The organism is Micromonospora sp. CPCC 205546, assembly GCF_036902715.1.
Classification (GTDB): domain Bacteria; phylum Actinomycetota; class Actinomycetes; order Mycobacteriales; family Micromonosporaceae; genus Micromonospora.
Genome location: NZ_JBAKHL010000094.1, coordinates 1 through 19,158, shown reverse-complemented (window position 1 = coordinate 19,158; position 19,158 = coordinate 1). Strand labels below are relative to the sequence as shown.

Annotated in this window: 15 protein-coding genes; 3 read left to right on the top strand and 12 right to left on the bottom strand. The window is 73.0% G+C overall.

Features of this window, described 5'->3' with window-relative positions; genetic code table 11:
* Window positions 1-39 precede the first annotated feature (39 nt).
* The 3 genes from V6U77_RS27360 to V6U77_RS27350 are packed head-to-tail and all read right to left on the bottom strand — an operon-like array spanning window position 40 to window position 4,484.
* Window positions 40-3,708 (bottom strand): toxin glutamine deamidase domain-containing protein, encoded by a 3,669-nt coding sequence (locus V6U77_RS27360; RefSeq protein WP_442934522.1) that lies wholly within the window; start codon window positions 3,706-3,708, stop codon window positions 40-42.
* 18 nt (window positions 3,709-3,726) lie between these two features.
* Entirely contained in the window at window positions 3,727-4,065 is a 339-nt protein-coding gene (locus V6U77_RS27355) for a hypothetical protein (protein ID WP_334609620.1), read from the bottom strand.
* Complete coding sequence (locus V6U77_RS27350) at window positions 4,065-4,484, bottom strand: YbaB/EbfC family nucleoid-associated protein (RefSeq protein ID WP_334609619.1); 420 nt, start codon at window positions 4,482-4,484, stop codon at window positions 4,065-4,067. The genes V6U77_RS27355 and V6U77_RS27350 overlap by 1 nt, the downstream gene beginning before the upstream one ends.
* Window positions 4,485-4,558: 74 nt before the next feature.
* On the opposite strand from V6U77_RS27350, the gene V6U77_RS27345 reads away from it, so the two are divergent.
* The gene (locus V6U77_RS27345; RefSeq protein WP_334609618.1) at window positions 4,559-5,791 is read left to right on the top strand and encodes an SUKH-3 domain-containing protein; all 1,233 of its coding nucleotides are present in this window, start codon (window positions 4,559-4,561) and stop codon (window positions 5,789-5,791) included.
* Window positions 5,792-5,812: 21 nt separating this feature from the next.
* Here the strand turns inward: V6U77_RS27345 and V6U77_RS27340 are convergent, their stop codons facing one another.
* Window positions 5,813-7,252 (bottom strand): aldehyde dehydrogenase family protein, encoded by a 1,440-nt coding sequence (locus V6U77_RS27340; protein WP_334609617.1) that lies wholly within the window; start codon window positions 7,250-7,252, stop codon window positions 5,813-5,815.
* Window positions 7,253-7,438: 186 nt separating this feature from the next.
* On the opposite strand from V6U77_RS27340, the gene V6U77_RS27335 reads away from it, so the two are divergent.
* Entirely contained in the window at window positions 7,439-9,382 is a 1,944-nt protein-coding gene (locus tag V6U77_RS27335) for a proprotein convertase P-domain-containing protein (protein ID WP_334609616.1), read from the top strand.
* Window positions 9,383-9,429: 47 nt separating this feature from the next.
* On the opposite strand, the gene V6U77_RS27330 is transcribed toward V6U77_RS27335, so the two are convergent.
* From V6U77_RS27330 to V6U77_RS27305, 6 genes are all read right to left on the bottom strand, one after another.
* The gene (locus V6U77_RS27330) at window positions 9,430-10,242 is read right to left on the bottom strand and encodes an ABC transporter permease (RefSeq protein ID WP_334609615.1); all 813 of its coding nucleotides are present in this window, start codon (window positions 10,240-10,242) and stop codon (window positions 9,430-9,432) included.
* Window positions 10,243-10,295: 53 nt separating this feature from the next.
* The gene (locus V6U77_RS27325) at window positions 10,296-11,210 is read right to left on the bottom strand and encodes an ABC transporter permease (protein ID WP_334609614.1); all 915 of its coding nucleotides are present in this window, start codon (window positions 11,208-11,210) and stop codon (window positions 10,296-10,298) included.
* A gap of 37 nt (window positions 11,211-11,247) precedes the next feature.
* Window positions 11,248-12,405, bottom strand: coding sequence for an ABC transporter ATP-binding protein (locus tag V6U77_RS27320; protein ID WP_334609613.1), 1,158 nt, complete (start codon window positions 12,403-12,405; stop codon window positions 11,248-11,250).
* Between the two features lie 14 nt (window positions 12,406-12,419).
* A complete protein-coding gene (locus tag V6U77_RS27315; protein WP_334609612.1) occupies window positions 12,420-13,604 on the bottom strand; it encodes a polyamine ABC transporter substrate-binding protein in 1,185 nt (394 codons plus the stop codon).
* A gap of 195 nt (window positions 13,605-13,799) precedes the next feature.
* Window positions 13,800-14,294 (bottom strand): Scr1 family TA system antitoxin-like transcriptional regulator, encoded by a 495-nt coding sequence (locus V6U77_RS27310; RefSeq protein ID WP_442934521.1) that lies wholly within the window; start codon window positions 14,292-14,294, stop codon window positions 13,800-13,802.
* 194 nt (window positions 14,295-14,488) lie between these two features.
* Window positions 14,489-14,857: a DUF3499 domain-containing protein gene (locus tag V6U77_RS27305; RefSeq protein WP_334609611.1), complete on the bottom strand. Its 369-nt coding sequence runs from the start codon at window positions 14,855-14,857 to the stop codon at window positions 14,489-14,491.
* 153 nt (window positions 14,858-15,010) lie between these two features.
* Between V6U77_RS27305 and V6U77_RS27300 the strand changes: the two genes are divergently transcribed.
* Entirely contained in the window at window positions 15,011-15,460 is a 450-nt protein-coding gene (locus V6U77_RS27300; RefSeq protein ID WP_089001916.1) for a metallopeptidase family protein, read from the top strand.
* Between the two features lie 35 nt (window positions 15,461-15,495).
* On the opposite strand, the gene V6U77_RS27295 is transcribed toward V6U77_RS27300, so the two are convergent.
* Both V6U77_RS27295 and V6U77_RS27290 read right to left on the bottom strand, forming a co-directional pair.
* Entirely contained in the window at window positions 15,496-15,753 is a 258-nt protein-coding gene (locus V6U77_RS27295) for a WhiB family transcriptional regulator (RefSeq protein ID WP_007455784.1), read from the bottom strand.
* 622 nt (window positions 15,754-16,375) lie between these two features.
* Window positions 16,376-18,883: a bifunctional FO biosynthesis protein CofGH gene (locus tag V6U77_RS27290; RefSeq protein ID WP_334609610.1), complete on the bottom strand. Its 2,508-nt coding sequence runs from the start codon at window positions 18,881-18,883 to the stop codon at window positions 16,376-16,378.
* Window positions 18,884-19,158: the final 275 nt, after the last annotated feature.

Sequence of the window (19,158 nt, the reverse complement as noted above, 5' to 3'; positions counted from 1 at the left end):
GGATACCTCATACCGCCGATCTACCCGACACCACAACCGTCACACCAGCAACGCCATCCACATCAGACGAACCTGGCCTTTCAAGATCTGTATGTCGTCAAGTACAGAGCCGAGGACGTCGATCGCCTGCTGCTTCGCAGCCAGGTGGAGCATCGTCAACGGCCTGGCCGTCAGCGAAGTGGCCAACTCAGGCGTAGCGAGGACCATCCGCGCCAGGTCAGGTCGCTGCGCCAACTGTCGGACGAGGTTCTCGGCCAACATCGGCTCGTCCTTGGGCGGATGCCGCCACGTCTCGTCCAGCATCCGCTGCACGCGTGGATCCGCGAACAGCCGTGCCACGTCTTCGGTGCCCGCGTCGTCGAGTTGCGGTACGAGTCGCCGGAGTGCCGAGGGATCTACGCCTGCCGCCACCTCGGCCGGCGTCACGCCGGCGGCGAACACCCGTTCCAGGTCGGGCTCCGCGGCCAGGATCGCGCCGACGGCAACCGGGTTCCCCGCCCGTTCCGCCTGCGCGCGTTCCCGCGCCGCCCGCAGGTCCTCGGATGGTGTGTCGCTGCGTTCGGGGGCCGGTCCCGCCTCGTCGGGCTGTCGTGGGAGCCCTGGTGGCATCGCCTCGTCGGACGGAGCCGAGCCCGGCTCGTCCAGTAGGTACATGCGGTTGAGGAACAGTTCGCCGTAGCCCTGGTCGGTGTCGACGGGTGGGTACTGCGGCAGGTCCGGTCGTTGGCTGAACAGTCCTCGCCGCAGTCCGCCCAGTGGCATCGGTCTGCCGTCCGAGCCGATCACCAGCACCTCGGTGTCGACGGCGTTGTACGGATACGGGACGCCGTGGTGGCGGTACAGGGGTGTCGTCGACACGGCCCCGGTCTGCGGGTCGAGGTAGAGGATCGTGCCGTTCTGGTTGAGGGCGACCCAGATGTGGCAGCCGCCCTGCTCCCAGTTGTTGATGACGAAGGCGAAGCTGCCGTGGCCGCCGAGGCGCAGTTGCGCGTGCAGGTTGCGGTACCCGGTGTCGATGGCCTGCTGCCGCTCGGCGCCCTGGATGTCGTCGGTCGGCTGGCAGAGGCGTTGGAAACGTCCTCCGGTGACGTCCTCCACCCGCCCGACGCCGTCGCGTTCGCCGTGGATGGGGCGCGTGACGTCGCCTGCCAGGTAGGCGTCGAAGGTGCGGGGAGCGGCCACCCGGGGGCGGCCGTGCATCCAGGTGTCGAACAGCGACAGGGTGCAGTCGACACAGTTGATGCCGCGGGTCGGGTCGGCCTGCGGTCCACCGTCGTTGACCAGCCCGAACCAGCCGCCCACCCGCGGGTCGGCGGTGCGCCGGACGCTTCCGTCAGGCTCTCGGGGCACCTGCCGTTCGATGTCGGTCTGGTGCAGGGCCAGCGGCGCGCGCAGACCGCCGGGCTGGCCGTAGTTGCGCGACCGGTCGATCGGCGGCGGGTAGTCGTCGCCCGTCAGCGCCGAACGGTCGACGGTCTCCACCGCACCGTACGCCAGGTCCCCCACGTCGTCGTTGATCCGCCGGAAGTCGGCGGGATCGACGACGCCCACGACCGACGGCACGACGCCGCCGGCCATTACGGTCTGTGCGTAGTCGAGGTAGTACCCGTACGCCCGCATCTCGTCGTTCGCCGCCCACTGCCACCTGTCAGCCTGGCGCGCCTGGCCCGTCTGGTGCAGGTGGAAGGCGTGGGCGGCGAAGTCGCGCGCCCGCTGGTGGTGCTCGTCCGCTTGGGCCCTGAGTCGGAGGGCGTCGTCGGAGCGGCGCTTGTCCTCGAACCACGCTCGCTGCGACTCGTAGTAGCCACGGTAGCGGCGCCTTTCGAAGGCATCCCTGTCGAGCGCCCACTTCGCCGCGTACCACTCGGGGCTCCTGACGCGGAGACCCACCGGGTCGTCCCGATCGACCGCTGCCGGCGCGTCGGGCGGGGGCAGCGGCATCGGCCCTGCCGGCCGCGGCGGTGCGGGCACCGGCGCGGCTGCTCCCCGTGCCACGGGCGGCCCGGAACCGGCGGCCGGGGCAACGTGACCCGCACCCGGGGCGGACGTGACCGTTCTCGGCTCGGAGAACGCGACCGGGGCCGGCCCGGCGGTCGCCGTGCCCGTGCCCGCGCTGGGCGCCACTGCGCCGGGTCCGCTTGCCGGGGCCGCCGCTGCCGGCGCGTTGGCCGGCCCGGCAGCGTGCGCGGCGGTGACGGAACCGGCACCGCCCATGGCATTCCCGGACGCGGTCGTCTGACCGTCCACACCGGCCGAGAGTCCTGCGGTGCCGGCGGCGGGTGCCGCCGTCGTCACCGAGGAGAGAGTCGGGCTGAGCGCGGATTCTGCGAGCGCGGGCGGTGCGGCCGGGATGGCGGCGCCGGTCCGTTCGGTTCCGGCAGCGGTCCCGGGCGCGGTCGGGTCACCGGCGCGGGCGGCGGCCGTCGTCGCGGTGCCCGTCTGCTCCGGCCGGGGCTCCGGCGCTGGCTGGACCGCTGACGCCGTTCCGGCACCGTGCGCGCCTCGGGGATCCTCGCCCGGCCCGCTGATCGGCGCCCCTGACCCGTGGGCCGGAGACTCCGCTCCCGGCGCGGTGACCGGAGAACCGGTTCCCGCGCCGGGCATGGCGACGGGTGGTGCGTCCACTGCCGGCGCGGCGGGAGGCGGCGGAAGCGCACCGGCTCCCGCCGACGTCAGTGGCATCCCGGCCAGGGCGCTCATCTGGCCGTTGAGCCGCGCCTGCAACGCCGCGTCGGCCTGCGCGGTGGCGGAACCACGGGCACCCGACGCCGCCGCGCGGGCCGCGTCCTCCACCGAGGTCAGCCCCTGCCCGGTGGCCAGACTCGCGGCCTGGTCGGCCATCACCTCACCGGCCATCTCCCGGCCGAAGTGCTCCCCGACCCGGGCACCCCGACCGGTGGCGTGCCGACCCAGACCCGCCAACGGCGCCACCGCCCCACCAGCCATACCGCCCCACGCGTTGGTCCCCAACTCCGCCACGTCCAGCCCGTGCCGGCGACCCGTCGAGTTCTGATACGCCTGCGTGGCGAGGTTGATGCCACCCTCCTCGGCCGCCTCCGACACCCCGCTCAACGCCGCCCGACGACCGAACCCCCGCACCCCGCCCCTGGTGACCTCCTTCGCCGCCCGCTCGCCGGCCTCCTTGAGACCCTGCCTGAGCGACTTGCGGGCCAACTGCGCCATCAGCCGCTTGAAGATCTGCTGCACGATCAGCCTCGTGACGGTGATCGCCGCCCCGGCGGCCGGCGAGGCCGCACCCGCGGTGAGCACGGTCGCCACGGCCAGCGACAGCAACTCCACCACCAGGATGCCCAGCTCGATCCAGACCTCGAGCTTGGCGCCCTCGATGTCGCAGCCGCACTCCTCCACCAACCGACCAAGCTCGGTGCTCACGGCCAGCAGCACGGGCAGCGGCGCCTCGTCGCCCTCCGCCACCCGACGCCACGCGGCGTCGAACGCGGCGGCCACCGCCCCCACACCGCCGTAGCCGCCACGCACCTCACCGACGGCGGCGACGGCATCGGCACGCGGCCCCGCCAACGCACCCGCCACCGCATACCACTGATCGGCAAGCTCCCAGACCGCGCGCTCGTTGCCCTCCGGCCACTCCACACCGATCACCCAGTCAAGGGCCTCATAGACCCAGCCAGGCAACTGCCACGGCGAAAAGTCCAGCGGATGCGGAACAGGACTCGGCAACACACCCATCCGGGTCTCCTCCGCGGATCAGCGCTGCCGGTGCCGGTCGCCGACACGACCCAGCCGACCCGCGCTCGCCGCGTCCGTGCGCAGGCTGGCGTCCACCGACCGGACCACGTCGGCACCAAGGCCCTCCACACGCCGGCCGACACCCTCCCACGTGCGCAGGACCAGCTCCTCGAAGCCGCGGTACTTCTGCTCGAACGCGGCCCCGATGTCGTCCTTGCCCCACGGCGACCGGGCGCTCGTCGCCGCGATGGCGCCGCCCGCCTGGCGACGACGTGCCGTGATCGCCTCGCCGGACAGGGCGAGGTCCGCGCCCCCGCGCCGGGCGCGCTGCGGGTCGAGCCAGAGCTGACCGTCCATCACTCGCCCCGGCGCAACACGGCGTCGGCGCGGCCCAGCAACGAATCGAAGTCTCCCGTACGCAGGAAGTCCGTCGCCCCGGATCCGGCGGGCAGGTAGCCGGCCACGAGTACCTGGGTGGCGGCCACCGCCGCCGCCTCGGCCCGGTGGACGGTGGTGGTGATCTTCCGGCTCAGTGCCCTGGCATCCCGGTCCTGGAAGACGGAGGGGTGCAGCTCCACCGAGATCACCTGGCCCCGCGCACCGGCGGTGGCGGTCACCTGGCCGTCCTCGGAGCGCTCTGTCACCCGCAGGTCGGCGAGCCGGCCCCGCAGTTCGTCCAGACCGGACCTCAGTCGCTGATAGTCCCCGTACACCTCGTCGAACCGCGCCCTCAGCGCGCGATTGGCGTCCCGGTCCACACTCTCGGCCAACGCCACCCTCCCCCGGTTACCGTCGGTAGGGCGAACCATACCGGCCGCCACGAATCCATGGGGTCCGGTACTTTCAAGCCGTGATCGATCGCCAGCAGGCCGAACAACTCGCCGCCGTGTGGGCCCGCCGCGAGTCACAGCGACTCGGCCACGAATGCCACCCGAACGTCGACGAGTTCGACCTCGGCTACGTCATCACCTCCACCACCCCCGTCGACGCGCGGACCCTGCCCGGCGACCTGCCCACCACCGTCGTGGACAAGCTCACCGGCGAGGTCACCACCTGGCCCCGCGTACCGGCCGACGTCGTCGCACAGATGTACCGCCGCAACCGCCCCGACGACCCCGGCGCCCCCCGCACCGTCGACCCCACAAGCCAACTGCTCCGCGAGATCCGCCGCCTACCCACCCCCAACACGGCGGCACACCTGACGATCGACGGACGACTGTTCCGCGCGCACGGCGCCAAGGGCGACGTCACCCTCAACCACCACCCGCTCGTCCGCACCTACCTGGACGAACTACCCCCCGGACACCTCGTACGCGGCGGCGAACGACACGCCGAACTCATCGTCGTCTCCGACGCCCTGCACCACTACGACCACCACCGCGCCGCCGAAGGCATCGCCCCGCTCGGCATGGCCGACGCGAAGGACATCCTGCAGACCGGCCGGTTCGAGGTCCACCGCGTACGCGAGCCGGGCGATCCGCACGGCGGCCTCGCCGACCGCCCCTGCGACTCGTGCGTCGACATTCTGGTGGACTTCAACGTGCTGCCCTGGTCCGACCGGGCCTTCACGATGCCGTGGCAGCCGGACCCCCAGCCCGACCCCGTCCCGGGCCGGTTCCCCCCGGACGTCGCGCAGGCGCTCGTCGCGGCTGGCTGGCGACCGCACTTCGGCGACGAGATCGTCGCCCTGTCCGCCATCAGGGACGTCAGCGCCGTCAGGGGCGAGACGTCCACGCACGCCGAATTTCCCGCGGTCCTGTCGACCCTCACCGCCTTCCCGGGCCTGGTGGGCGCGCGGCGCGGACCGGGCGAGCAGGTGTGGATCTCCCGTTTCGACATCCGCCCGCGACAGGTCTCGCACACCGCCGACACGCTGGCCGACTTCGCCGCGGTGCTCGGCGTACGGCTCTTTCCCATCGGCACCGAGCGGCAGGAGAGCATCCTCGCCGTCGACGAGCGGGGGCGGATCTTCGCGCTGGATCAGGCCGGCGAGTGGTTCATCGGCGAGGACATCGACGCCGCACTGACCACCCTGCTGCTCGGCCGGGCGCCGGCCCGGGTCCGCGACGACGGCACCTGGTGAACCGGCGGCACCCGACGGGCCCTACAACGGCAGGCCGGTCAGCACCATGACCCGGGGCTCCGTGTAGTGGTCCATGGCGCTGCGCACGCCCTCCCGCCCGACGCCGCTGCCCTTCACCCCGCCGTAGGGCATCTGGTCGGCCCGGAACGACGGCACGTCGCCGACGATCACCCCGCCCACGTCCAGGGCGCGGTGCGCCGCGAAGGCCGTGTCGAGGCGGTGGGTGAAGACGCCCGCCTGCAACCCGTACGCCGAGTCGTTGACGGCGGCGAACGCGGCCTGGTCGTGCGGGACGCGGGCGACCACCAGCACCGGCCCGAAGACCTCCTCGACGCAGACCTTGGCGTCCGCCGGCACGCCGGAGAGCACGGTCGGCGGGTAGGTCGCGCCCTCGCGCCGGCCGCCCAGCTCGATGGTGGCGCCGGCGGTGACCGCCTCGTCCACCCACGCCTCGACGCGGCGGGCGGCGGCGTCGGAGATCAGCGGCCCGACGTCGGTGAGCGGGTCGGACGGGTCGCCGACGCGCAGTTCCTGCACCGCCGCGACGAGCCGGGGCAGGAACGCGTCGTAGAGCCATTCGTGCACGTAGACGCGCTGCACGGCGATGCACGACTGCCCCGCCTGGTAGTTGGCGAACGTGGCGACGCGGTGGGCGGCGAAGGTCAGGTCCTCGTCGGTGTTCCAGTCCTCGCAGATCACGGCGGCGGCGTTGCCGCCCAGTTCCAGGGTGACGTGCTTGTCGGGCACGGCGCGGCGGATCGCCGCGCCGACCGGCCCGGAGCCGGTGAACGAGACGACCGGCAGCCGGGGGTCGACGACCAGTTCGGCGGCGCGCCCGTCGGGCAGCGGCAGGACCGAGAACATCCCCTCCGGCAGGTCGGTCTCGGCGAGCAGCCCGCCCAGCAGCAGCGCCGACAGCGGGGTGGCGGGGGCCGGTTTGACGACGATCGGCGCGCCGACCGCGATGGCCGGGGCGACCTTGTGCGCCACGAGGTTCAGCGGGAAGTTGAACGGGGCGATGCCGAGCACGGGCCCCTTCGGCGCGCGTCGGACCAGGGCGATCCGCCCGGTGGCGGTCGGGTCGGTGTCGAGGCGTTGCAGCTCCCCGGAGAAGCGCCGGGCCTCCTCGGCGGCCCAGCGGAAGGTGGAGACGGCCCTCGCGACCTCGGCGCGGGCCCACTTCAGCGGCTTGCCGTTCTCGGCGGTGATCAGCCGCGCGAACTCCTCGGCCCGCTCGGCGATCCGGCCGGACACGTGGTCCAGGGCCGCCGCGCGGGCGTGCGCGGGCAGGGCCGCGGCCGTCGCGGCCACCCCGGCGGCTGCCGCGACGGCGGCTTCGACCTGCTCGGCGGTGGCGAGGGTGGTACGACCGACGACGCGCCCGTCGTGCGGGTGGTGGACGGTCAGCTCGCCCTCGCCGTGGGCGGGGCGGGAGGCGACGTGAAAGGCGACCGGGTCCACACGCAGCAGCGTAGACCCTTCCCACGCAGTGATCCCGACTGATCCCTTACCGCAGTTCATCCCCCGAATACAAGTCCCCTTCACGTCTCCACTTTTTGCCGTGGAGGCCCTACGCTCTTGCTCACTTTGATCAATTGCGATCGATGGCGTGACCCGCCGTCGTGTAGCGAGAGGAACACCCGAGGGATGACACTCCTCTACCCCGCCGCGCGCCGCTGGCGCGTCGGTGTGTTGACCGCCGCCGTCGCCACCGCCGTGGCGTTCGGCACCCCCGCGACGGCCGCCCCCGCCGAGGGACAGATCCTCATGGCAGGCGGCGCCACCGCCGTCGACGACTCGTACATCGTGGTGTTCAAGGACGCCTCGGTGGGCCGGAGCGACGTCACGAAGAAGGCGCGTGACCTCGCCGGCCGGCACCGCGGCGCGGTCAACCGCACGTACCAGAACGCGCTGCGCGGGTTCGAGGCCCGGATGTCCGAGGCGGAGGCCAAGCGGCTCGCCGCCGACCCCTCGGTGCGCTACGTCCAGCAGAACCACACGATGCGGATCAGCGGTACGCAGAGCCCCACCCCGTCCTGGGGCCTGGACCGGCTCGACCAGCGGGCACTGCCGCTGAACAACTCGTTCACCTACCCGAACACCGGCTCGGGCGTGAAGGCGTACATCATCGACACCGGCATCCGGTTCGACCACAGCGACTTCGGTGGTCGTGCCGTCTCCGGCTTCGACGCCATCGACGGCGGCACCGCCGACGACTGCAACGGGCACGGCACGCACGTGGCCGGCACGGTCGGCGGCACCGCCTACGGCGTGGCCAAGGGCGTCACGCTGGTCGGCGTACGGGTGCTCGACTGCGCGGGCAGCGGCACCAACGCCGGCGTCATCCAGGGCGTCGACTGGGTGACCGGCGACCACGCCGCCGGTCAGCTCGCGGTGGCCAACATGAGCCTCGGCGGCGGCTTCAACCAGGCCGTCAACGACGCGGTCGCCCGCTCCATCGCCGACGGCGTCAGCTACGGCCTCGCGGCCGGTAACGACAGCGGCGCGAACGCCTGCAACAGCTCCCCGGCGAGCACCCCGGCCGGAATCACCGTCGGCTCGACCACCAACACCGACGCCCGCTCGTCGTTCTCCAACATCGGCACCTGCCTGGACATCTTCGCCCCCGGCAGCTCGATCACCTCGGCCTGGCACACCGGCAACACGGCCACGAACACCATCAGCGGCACCTCGATGGCCACCCCGCACGTCGTCGGCGCCGCCGCGCTCGTGCTCGCCGCCAACCCGACGTTCACCCCGCAGCAGGTGCGCGACAAGCTCGTCGCCGACGCCACCAGCAACGCGGTGACCAGCCCCGGCACCGGCTCGCCCAACAAGCTGCTGTACGTCGGCGACGGTGGCACCACGCCCCCGCCGCCCCCGCCGCCCACCGGCTGCACCCAGACCAACGGCACCGACGTGACCATCCGCGACAACACCACGGTGGAGAGCACGATCACCATCGCGGGCTGCACCGGCGCCGCCGGCTCCGCCAGCACGGTCGCCGTGCAGATCGTGCACACCTACGTCGGTGACCTCGCCGTCAGCCTCGTCGCCCCCGACGGCAGCGCCTACACCCTGCACAACCGCACCGGCGGCTCCGCCGACAACATCAACCAGACCTACACCGTCAACCTCTCCTCCGAGGTCGCCAACGGCACCTGGAAGCTGCGGGTCCAGGACGCGGGCGCCGGCGACACCGGCTACCTGAACAGCTGGACGCTCAACCTGGGCGGCTCCGGCACGACGGAGTGCACCGGCACCAACGCCAACAACGTCACCGTCGGCGACAACGCCACCATCACCAGCAGCGTCGCGATCGCCGGCTGCACCGGCACCGCCTCGTCCACCAGCAAGGTGGCCGTGCAGATCGTGCACACCTACGTCGGTGACCTCGTGGTCAGCCTCGTCGCCCCCGACGGCAGCGTCTACACCCTGCACAACCGCAGCGGCGGCTCCGCCGACAACATCAACCAGACCTACACGGTGAACCTCTCCACCGAGACCCGTAACGGCACCTGGAACCTGCGGGTCCAGGACGCCGCGTCCGGCGACACCGGCTACATCGACGGCTGGACCCTGACCCTCTAGCCCGAACAGCCCCGGGGCTGCCCCGGACGAGGGCCCCTCGCCACCGCTCACGCGCGGCGAGGGGCCCTCCTCGTCCGCCGACCGTGCAGGGTGGTGGTCAGGGTCAGTAGGAGCGCCAGCACGAACATGGCGGTGCCGATGACGTTGACCTGCGGCGGGATGCCCCGCTGGGCGGCTCCCCAGACGTACATCGGGAACGTGACGGTGGTGCCCGCGTTGAAGTTCGTGACGACGAAGTCGTCGAAGGACAGCGAGAACGCCAGCAGCGCGGCGGCCACGATGCCGGGCCGCGCCAGCGGCAGGGTGATCCGCCGGAAGGTCTGCCACTCGCTCGCGTACAGGTCCATCGCGGCCTCCTCCAGCCGGGGGTCCATCCCGGCCAGCCGCGCCCTGACGGTGACCACCACGAACGACAGGCAGAACATCACGTGTGCGACGACGATGGTCCAGAAGCCCTGCGGCACCCCGGCGGAGACGAAGAGGGCCAGCAACGAGGTGCCCATCACCAGTTCGGGGGTGGCCATGGGCAGGAAGATCAGCACGTTGAGCCCGGAGCGGCCCCGGAACCGGTGGCGGGCCAGCGCGAACGCCATCAGGGTGCCCAGCACGGTGGCGACCACCGTGGCGACGAAGCCGATCTGGACGCTGCGCACCACCGCGTCACACATCTCGGAGGTGGCGCACGGGTTGCGCCAGTTGTCGAGGGTGAACTCGTCGAAGTCGTACGACAGGCGGTTGGCGGGGCGGTTGAAGGAGAGGGCGGCGACCACGGCGACCGGCAGGAGGAGGTAGCCGAGCACCAGCAGCGCCACGCCCGTCACCCAGCGCCCGGCCAGCCGGCGCAGGAACCGCGCCGCCACGACGGCCCCTCGTCGGCGCGCCCGCGGGCTCTGCTTCGCCGTACCCCTCGCGCTCACCGGGCCGCCTCCGTGCCGGTCCGGCGCAGGTAGCCGAAGACCACCGCGAGGATCGCCGCCATCAGCAGGAACGACAGCGCCGCGCCCTGCGGGTAGTCCAGCCGGACCAGGAACGCCGAGTCGATGACGTTGCCGATCATGTACTCGTTGGGGGTGCCGAGCAGTTCGGCGTTGATGTAGTCGCCGCTGGCCGGGATGAAGAACAGCAGCGTGCCGGCGACCAGGCCGGGCATGGACAACGGCAGCGTGACCCGGCGGAAGGTCCGCCACGGGCCGGCGTAGAGGTCGCTGGCCGCCTCCAGCAGCCGGGGGTCCAGCCGCTCCAGGCTCGCGTACAGCGGCAGCACCAGGAAGGGCAGGAAGTTGTACGTCAGGCCGAGCACCACCGCGACGGGGGTGGCCAGCAGCCGGCCGTCGGGGGCGAGCAGGTGTACGTCGCGCAGCAGCCCGACGAGCCAGCCGTTGTCGGACAGGATCGTCTTCCAGGCCAGCGTGCGCACCAGGAAGCTGGTGAACATCGGCGCGACCACGCAGACCAGCAGCAGGTTGCGCCACCGGCCGGCCTTCTGCGCGATCGCGTACGCCAGCGGGTAGCCGGCCAGCAGCGCCAGCACCAGCGCGGCTCCGGCGTAGCCGAAGGACCGGCCGAACTGCGGCCAGTACGCGGCGAGCGCGTCGGGATAGTTGCCGAAGGCCCACGTCATGGCGTACCCGGTGGCGAGCGAGCCGGCGGGGTCGTAGAGGCTGGCGGCGGCGAGTTGGAGCAGCGGCACCGCGAAGAAGAGGCACAGCCACGCCGCCGCAGGCAGCAGCAGCAGGTACGGCAGCAGCCCCTGCCGCCCCGGCCGGCGGCGCGACGCGGGTCCTGTCCGCCGCCCCGGCCCGGTGGGCAGGTGCGCGGGGGCGCTCACGTCGCCCCGCCCGCACCGCGCCGGCTGGTTCGCCCGCTCACGAGGGGGCGCCCACGGGCTCGTCCCGCGTCGGCGCCCTCCGGTGCTCGTCGCCGGGCTCCCGGGGCAGCAGGAAGGCGTGCCCCGGGTCCCAGTACGCCACCGCCTCCGCGCCGACGGGCAGCGCGGCGGTCGCGCCGCTGTTGGCCACGAAGGCCGTCAGCTCCCCGCCCCAGCCGGTGCGCAGCAGGTACTGGGTGCTCACCCCCACGTAGGAGGCGTCGGTGACGACACCGGTGACGTGCTGGCACCCGGCGGGGACCTGGTCGACGGAGTCGACCAGACGCAGCTTCTCCGGGCGTACGCCGAGGTGGACCGGCCCCCGGTCGACCCGGGCGCGGCCCGCGGGCACCGAGAGGCGACGGCCGTGCGCCGACACCGCCACCTCACCGCCGCCCGCGCCGGCCGCCTCGCCGGCGAGCAGGTTGGACTGGCCGAGGAAGTTCGCCACGAACGCCGTGGCCGGGTATTCGTAGAGGTCGGTGGGCGCGCCGAGCTGCTCGATCCGCCCGGCGTTCATCACCGCGACGGTGTCGGCCATCGTCATGGCCTCCTCCTGGTCGTGGGTGACGTGCACGAACGTGATGCCGACCTCGGTCTGGACGCGCTTGAGTTCGATCTGCATCCGCCGGCGCAGCCGCAGGTCCAGCGCGCCGAGCGGCTCGTCGAGCAGGAGCACCTGCGGGCGGTTGACCAGGGCGCGGGCCAGCGCGACGCGCTGCTGCTGCCCGCCGGAGAGCTGGGCGGGTCGGCGGTGGCCGTGGTCGTCGAGCTGCACCAGCGCCAGCATCGCCATGACCTCGTCGTCGACGGAGCGGATCCCCCGCCGACGCAGGCCGAACGCCACGTTCTCGAAGACGTCCAGGTGCGGAAAGAGCGCGTAGCTCTGGAAGACGGTGTTCACCGGCCGCCTGTGCGGGCGCAGCCGGGTGACGTCCCGTTCGCCCAGCAGCACCCGCCCGGCGGTCGGCTCCTCCAGGCCGGCGATCATCCGCAGGGTGGTGGTCTTGCCGCAGCCGGACGGGCCGAGCAGGGCGAAGAAGGAGCCCTGCCGGACGGTCAGGTCGAGGTCGTGCACCGCGGTGACCGCGCCGAACCGCTTGGTGAGGTCGGCCAGCCGCAGGTCACCGGCCGGGGTGTCGCGTGCCGCAGTCATTCCCACGATGCCACTCACGCCCCGATGACCTGCTGGAACTTGCTCTCATACTCGCGTTCCCGCTTCTCGTCCAGCGCCATGAAGACCTTCGACCTCGACAGCATGGCGTCGTCGGGGAAGATCAGCGGGTTGGCGGCCAGCGCCGGGTCGATCTTCTCCATCTCGGCCTGGGCGCCCCGGACCGGGCAGATGTAGTTGACGAACGCGGCGAGCCGGGCGGCGACCGCCGGCTCGTAGTAGTGGTCGACGAGCTGCTCGGCGTTGCCCTTGTGGGTGGCCTTGTTCGGCACCACCACGTTGTCCGACCAGATCATCGCCCCGGATTCGGGCACCACGAACCTGATCTTGTCGTCGTCGAAGCCGAGCTGGACGGCGTCGCCGGACCAGCCGACGCACGCGGCGATGTCGCCCCGGGCGAGTTCCGGCGCGTAGTCGTTGCCGGTGAACCGGCGGATCTGGCCTGAGTCGACGGCCTTCCTGAGCTTGGCGAGGGCGTCGTCGAACTGGGCGCCGGTGAAGTTCGCCGGGTCGTGGCCGTTCGACTGGAGCAGCAGGCCCATGGTGTCCCGCATCTCGGACAGCACGGTCACCCTGCCCTTGAGGTCTGCGCGGGTGAGCAGCTCGTCCACGGTCCGGATCTCCCTGGTCACCCTGCCGTTGTAGGCGAGGCCGGCCAGGCCGGACTGCCACGGGATGGCGAGCTGGTCCTCGGCGTCGAAGGAGCGGCCGCGCAGCGAGGGCAGCAGGTTGGCCTGGACGTTGGGCAGCCTGGACCGGTCGAGCTTCTGGACCCAGCCGAGCCGGATCATCCGCGCCGCCATCCAGTCACTGAGGACCATGATGTCGCGCCCGGTCGACCGGCACCCCGCGAGCTGGTTCTGCACCTTGCCGAAGAACTCGTTGTTGTCGTTGATGTCCTCGGTGTAGGCGACCCGGATGCCGGTCTCGGCGACGAACGCGTCCAGGGTCGGCCGCTTGGCGGAGTCGGCGTCGTCCACGTCCATGTACTGGGGCCAGTTGGAGAACGTCAGCGTCTTCTCGGTTCCGGACAGGTCCTCGCTGACGCAGCCGGCCTCGGTCCGGGCGGCGCCCCTGGTGCCGCAGCCGGCCAGCGAGCCGCCCGTCCCGAGCAGCGCCGCCGAGCCGAGGGCGCCGGTCAGCAGTGCGCGCCGGGTCACGGGGCGAACGGGAGTTCGCATGTGACGACTCCTCGAGATCATCGTCGGCGGCAGGCGGAAGTGGCGCGCCGACGGGACGTCAGGTGCGGGGAACGACAGATCTTGACATGAGGCGACCGCGACGAGGGACGGGGGTCAGCGCGCGCGTGGGTCGGTCAGCGCGCGGGGGTGGTCGGCGCGCGAGCGGCGTGCGGGCAGCCGCGGCGGTCGTCCGGCTCAGGGTGCGCGCGCGGGCGTGCGCCCGGGCGCCACCCGCCGGCGCAGCACCACCTCGTCGACGACGGCGACGAGCTGGGACGGGGCGTCCCGGGCCAGGATCGCCTGCCGGGCCAGCCGGCCGCCCACGATCTCGTCCACCTCGGCCGCCGGGAGCAGGCCGCCGGTCGCCAGCACCGCGCGGGCGTACGCCTCGGTCTGGAGCAGGCCCGGCACCAGCGACGGCTCGTACGACCTGATCGAGACGGCGTCCTGCTCCAGCTCGACCCACGGCCGGAACCAGGGCAGGTCTCGGCGGCGGAACGGCTCGGGCCACAGCTCGGCGGGGTCGCGCCCGAGGACCTCGGCGACGGCGAGCCGGGTCCCGGGGTGCGGGATCCGGCCCGCCGCGAGCCACCGTCCCGCCGTCTTCGGGTCGACGCCCACCTTCTCCGCCAGCGACTCGGCGGTCTCGCCCTTCTCGGCCATCGCCACCCGCAGTACCTCGTTCACCATCCGCCTCCCGCGCCCACGATCACGCTGGGGCGCACGGTAGCCACGCTGCGTGCCCTTGTCGTGGCGTTGCCGGTGTGTCGCGGCGGGATCTGTTTCGCGCACCCGAGGTGGCGGACGACCGCCCGGAAAAGGCCCTGGAGATGCCCGCGCGGGCCCTCTTCCCCGGCGCCCGTGACCGCCGCCGGGGAGGCGGGTCAGTGGTTCGGGGGGATGACGCGGAGGTGACCCCGGCGGCCCGTCTGGGGAGTCGGGTTGGTGTTCTGGTCGTCCTCGGGCGGGCGCGGGGCCACCGGACGGGCGGCCTCGCGGACGGCCTCGGCCAGGGCGACCAGATCGTCGGTCGTGGGCGGCGGGGGCTCGAACTCACCCTCGTGCCGGACGACGTCCCAGCCACGCGGCGCCGTCAGGCTCCGGGCGTGCGGTTCACACAGGTCGTACGTGTGCGGCTCGGCGAACGCCGCCAACGGGCCGACCACCGCTGTCGACTCGTTGTAGACATAGGTCAGCGTGGCGACCGCTTGCCGGGGGCAGCCGTTACGGGAGCAGCGCCGTGGTGACCTCACGGCGGCAGGGTATCTCCATTACCGGGTCCGGCGCACTGCTTCGCGTTGCGACACGCCCGTCACGGTGATCACAATTCGACCGGTGTGGACGCGCCGCGCCGCGCCGGTGGCGCTGCCGCAGGCCAGGTCGGTGCGGGCGCTAACCTTGCCCTCATGACGAGCCCGGAACACCGCCGCCCCGGCCCCGGCCGGCGCGCGCACCGCGACCGGCACGGGCGCGGCCTGCGCGGGCGGCTGGTGCCGGCGACGGTGCCGTTGGCGCGTACGAAGGCGGAGATCTTCGACGACCTGGTGCTGGACACCGTCGAGACCCTCGAACGGCGGTTCGCCAAGGAGCTGGCCGGCGTCGAGTTCGCCGTGGAGGACGTGCCGCCGGACCTCAACGTCTACGACTCCGACGTGCTGGAGGACGGCGAGGTGCCGCTCGCCCGGCTGCTGCCCGGCCGGCCCGGCCGGCAGGAGGTCCCGCCGCGGATCGTGCTCTACCGCCGGCCGTTGGAGTTCCGTGCGATGGACCGCGAGGATCTCGCGGATCTCGTGCACGATGTGATCATCGAACAGGTGGCCAATCTGCTCGGGGTGGACCCCGACGAGTTGGCCTGAGCCGGGCGGCCCCCACCGCCCCGGCCCGGCAACGCTCAGGCGGCCCGCCGCTTGAGCTTGCGCCGCTCCCGCTCCGAGAGCCCGCCCCAGATCCCGAACCGCTCGTCGTGACCGAGAGCGTATTCGAGGCATTCCGTCTTCACCTCACAGCGCGAGCAGATCCGCTTCGCCTCGCGGGTCGAGCCGCCCTTCTCGGGAAAGAACGCCTCCGGATCGGTTTGGGAGCAAAGCGCCCGCTCCTGCCACTCCGGCGCGTTTCCGAGCAGGTCGGCCACCTCAAGCTGGCCGTCCATCAGATGCCTCCTTGTCGCGCACCGGCGTCATCGCCGCTGCAACCCCCCACGCGGAAGGCGTGCTTGTCCGTACGGTCCCGATTCGTTGCGTTCCGTGCGAACAACCCCATTCAAATTACACGCGTGTAATACGTGCGCCGTCAAGCCGCACTTGATAATGGAGTCGCCCTCCCGACAACACTCCGGACGGTCACCCGACCACCCGGCCTCGCAACCTGCCCTATCGATTCAGACCCCGGCCGAGTAACGCCCTCTCCGGCGAGTTGCCCGAGTTTTCTCGCGTGGCGCTTCCCCGCCGAGCCGCCAGGGAAGGGCGGTGAAGGCGTCCGGAAGTCACCCACCACGATTGGTTGATCTTGGTGGGGCACAGGTTAACCCGAGTTGGCGCGGACCGCGCGTCGAGTGCGAGCGGTCGGCGAAACCGCGCCCACGATGTGGACGGACGGCGGCGGCGCCACGACCCCCACCGACCCCGGAGCGGCCGCCGACACGCTGCTGGGTCCGACGGATCCGCCGGTCGGTCCACAGTCGACGGAAAACCCGCCGGACGCATTCCGACCGTCCCACCAAGCGGTACGCCCCGGCCGCCGGGACCGCCGGGCGCGAGGCGGGGGCGGGCACGCTACGGCCGAGGGTCGCCGTACGCCGTCGTGCGCCGGCGGGCCGGTCGGCCGGCGGCCGCCGCAATGGCGACCAACTGCTCCTCCGTACGCGCCGAGCCGTTGCCCGAGCCGGCCATCCGGGAGATCGTCTCCTCCATCAGCGTGCCGCCCAGGTCGTTGCAGCCGCCCCGCAGCATCGCCGCCGTGCCCTCGTCGCCGAGCTTCACCCACGAGCACTGGATGTTGTCGATCCGGCCGTGCAGCAGCAGCCGGGCCATGGCGTGCACGACCCGGTTCTCCCGCCACGTCGGCCCCGGGCGCGCGATGCCGGCCAGGTAGATCGGCGCGTTCGTGTGCACGAACGGCAGCGCCACGAACTCGGTGAACCCGCCCGTACGGTCCTGCAGCCCCGCCAGCACCCGGAAGTGCGCGAGCCACTGTGCGGGGTGGTCCACGTGGCCGTACATCATGGTGGAACTGGACCGGATGCCCAGCTCGTGGGCCGTGCCGACCACGTCGACCCAGGCGGCGGCCGGCAGTTTGCCCTTGGTGAGCACCCAGCGCACGTCGTCGTCGAGGATCTCCGCGGCGGTGCCCGGGATGGTGTCCAGCCCGGCCTCGCGCAGCCCGGTCAGCCACTCCCGCACCGACACGCCGGCCTTGGCGGCGGCGGTGACGATCTCCATCGGCGAGAACGCGTGCACGTGCATCCCCGGCACCCGCGCCTTGATCGCCCGCACCAGGTCGGCGTAGACGGTCACCGGCAGCTTCGGGTCGATCCCGCCCTGGAGGCAGACCTCGCTGGCGCCGGCCGCCCACGCCTGCTCGGCCCGGTCGGCGACCTGCTCCACGGAGAGCCGGTACGCGTCGGCGTCGCGCTCCCGCTGGGCGAAGGCGCAGAACCGGCAGCCGACGTAGCAGACGTTGCTGAAGTTGATGTTGCGGTTGACCACGTACGTCACGTCGTCGCCCACCGCCGCCCGGCGGACGTCGTCGGCGAGGCGGCACAGCTCGTCCAGCGCCGGCCCGTCGGCGGCGAACAGCGCCAGCGCGGCGTCGGCGTGCCGGGGCTCCAGCAGCGCCGCCGGGTCGTCGGCCGCCAGCCGCAGCCCCGCCCGCAGGTCACCGTCGGTCCCCGCCCCGCCCCCGGCGGTGATCTTGCCGGCCACCTCGGCCCAGTCGCCGTAGACGTGGTCGAAGTCGCCGCGCCGGTCGCCGGTCCGCCCGGTGGTGTCGATGGTGGCGTGCAGGTCGGTCCGGCCGCCGTACGTCTCGTCGGGCTCCTGCCAGGGCCGGCCCACCGGCCGGGCCTCCTCGACGGCCAGCCCCGTCGCCGGGTCGGCCAGCGCGCCGACATGCGGCAGCAGGCGGGGGTCCAGCCACGGATCGCCGGCCCGCACGTACTCGGGATAGATCGTCAGCCGCTCGCGCAGGGTGAAGCCGGACTTCTCCGTGTGCCGGGCCAGCTCGTCGATCTGCGGCCAGGGGCGCTCCGGGTTGACGTGGTCCGGGGTCAGCGGGGAGACCCCGCCCCAGTCGTCGATGCCGGCGCGCAGCAGCAGGTCGTACTCGCCCGCGATGAGGTTCGGCGGGGCCTGGATGCGGGCCTTCGGCCCGAGCAGCACCCGGGCCACCGCCACCGTGGCCGCCAGGTCGTGCAGCTCCGCGTCGGGCATCCCGCGCATCGCCGTGTCCGGCTTCGCGCGGAAGTTCTGCACGATCACCTCCTGGAGGTGGCCGTACTCGCGGTGCGCGCGGCGGATCGCGAAGATCGCGTCGACCCGCTCGGCGGGGGTCTCGCCGATGCCGATCAGGATGCCGGTGGTGAACGGCACGCCGACGCGGCCCGCGTCGTCGAGCACCCGCAGCCGTACCGCCGGCTCCTTGTCCGGCGAGCCGAAGTGCGGGCCGCCCGGCTCCGACCACAGCCGCGTCGCCGTGGTCTCCAGCATCATCCCCATGCTCGGCGCGACGGGCTTGAGCCGCTGCAACTCCGACCAGGAGAGCACGCCCGGGTTGAGGTGCGGCAGCAGCCCGGTCTCCTCCAGCACCGCCACCGCGCAGGCGCGCAGGTAGTCGAGCGTGGAGTCGTAGCCGCGCTCGTCCAGCCACCGCCGGGCCGCCGACCAGCGTTCCTCCGGCCGGTCGCCGAGCGTGAACAGGGCCTCCTTGCAACCCTGGGCGGCGCCCGCCCGGGCGATGGCGAGGACCTCGTCCCGGTCGAGGAAGGCCGCCGGCAGCCGGTGCGGCACGGTCGCGAAGGTGCAGTAGTGGCACCGGTCCCGGCACAGCCGGGTGAGGGGGATGAAGACCTTCTTCGAGTACGTGACCACGCCCGGCCGCCCGGCCTCGCGCAGCCCGGCGTCGCGCACGGCGCCCGCCACGTCGAGCAGCTCGTCCAGCGCCCCGCCCCGGGCGGCCAGCAGCGCGGTGGCCTCGTCGACGTCGAGCACGCGTCCGGTCGCGGCCCGGCGCAGTGCCCGCCGCACGCTCGCGTCGGTCGGGCCGGGCACGGTGCGATCAACCATCCGCCCAGCCTAAGCGCTGATCCGCCCCGTCCCGCCCCGCCCACCCGGCCCGCGACGTGAGCCAGCGCACCCCGCGGGGCGCGGCGGCGGGTCGCCGCGGCGGCACCGGGTGCCGCCCGGGTGCCGGGTGCCGCCCGGGTGCCGGGTGCCGCCCGGGTGCCGGGTGCCGCCCGGGTGCCGGGTGCCGCCCGGGGGTGGAGTGCCGCCCGGGGGTGGGGTGTGCAGCGGGCGGGTGGAACGGCGAGCGCCCCGCACGAGGTGCCGTGCGGGGCGCT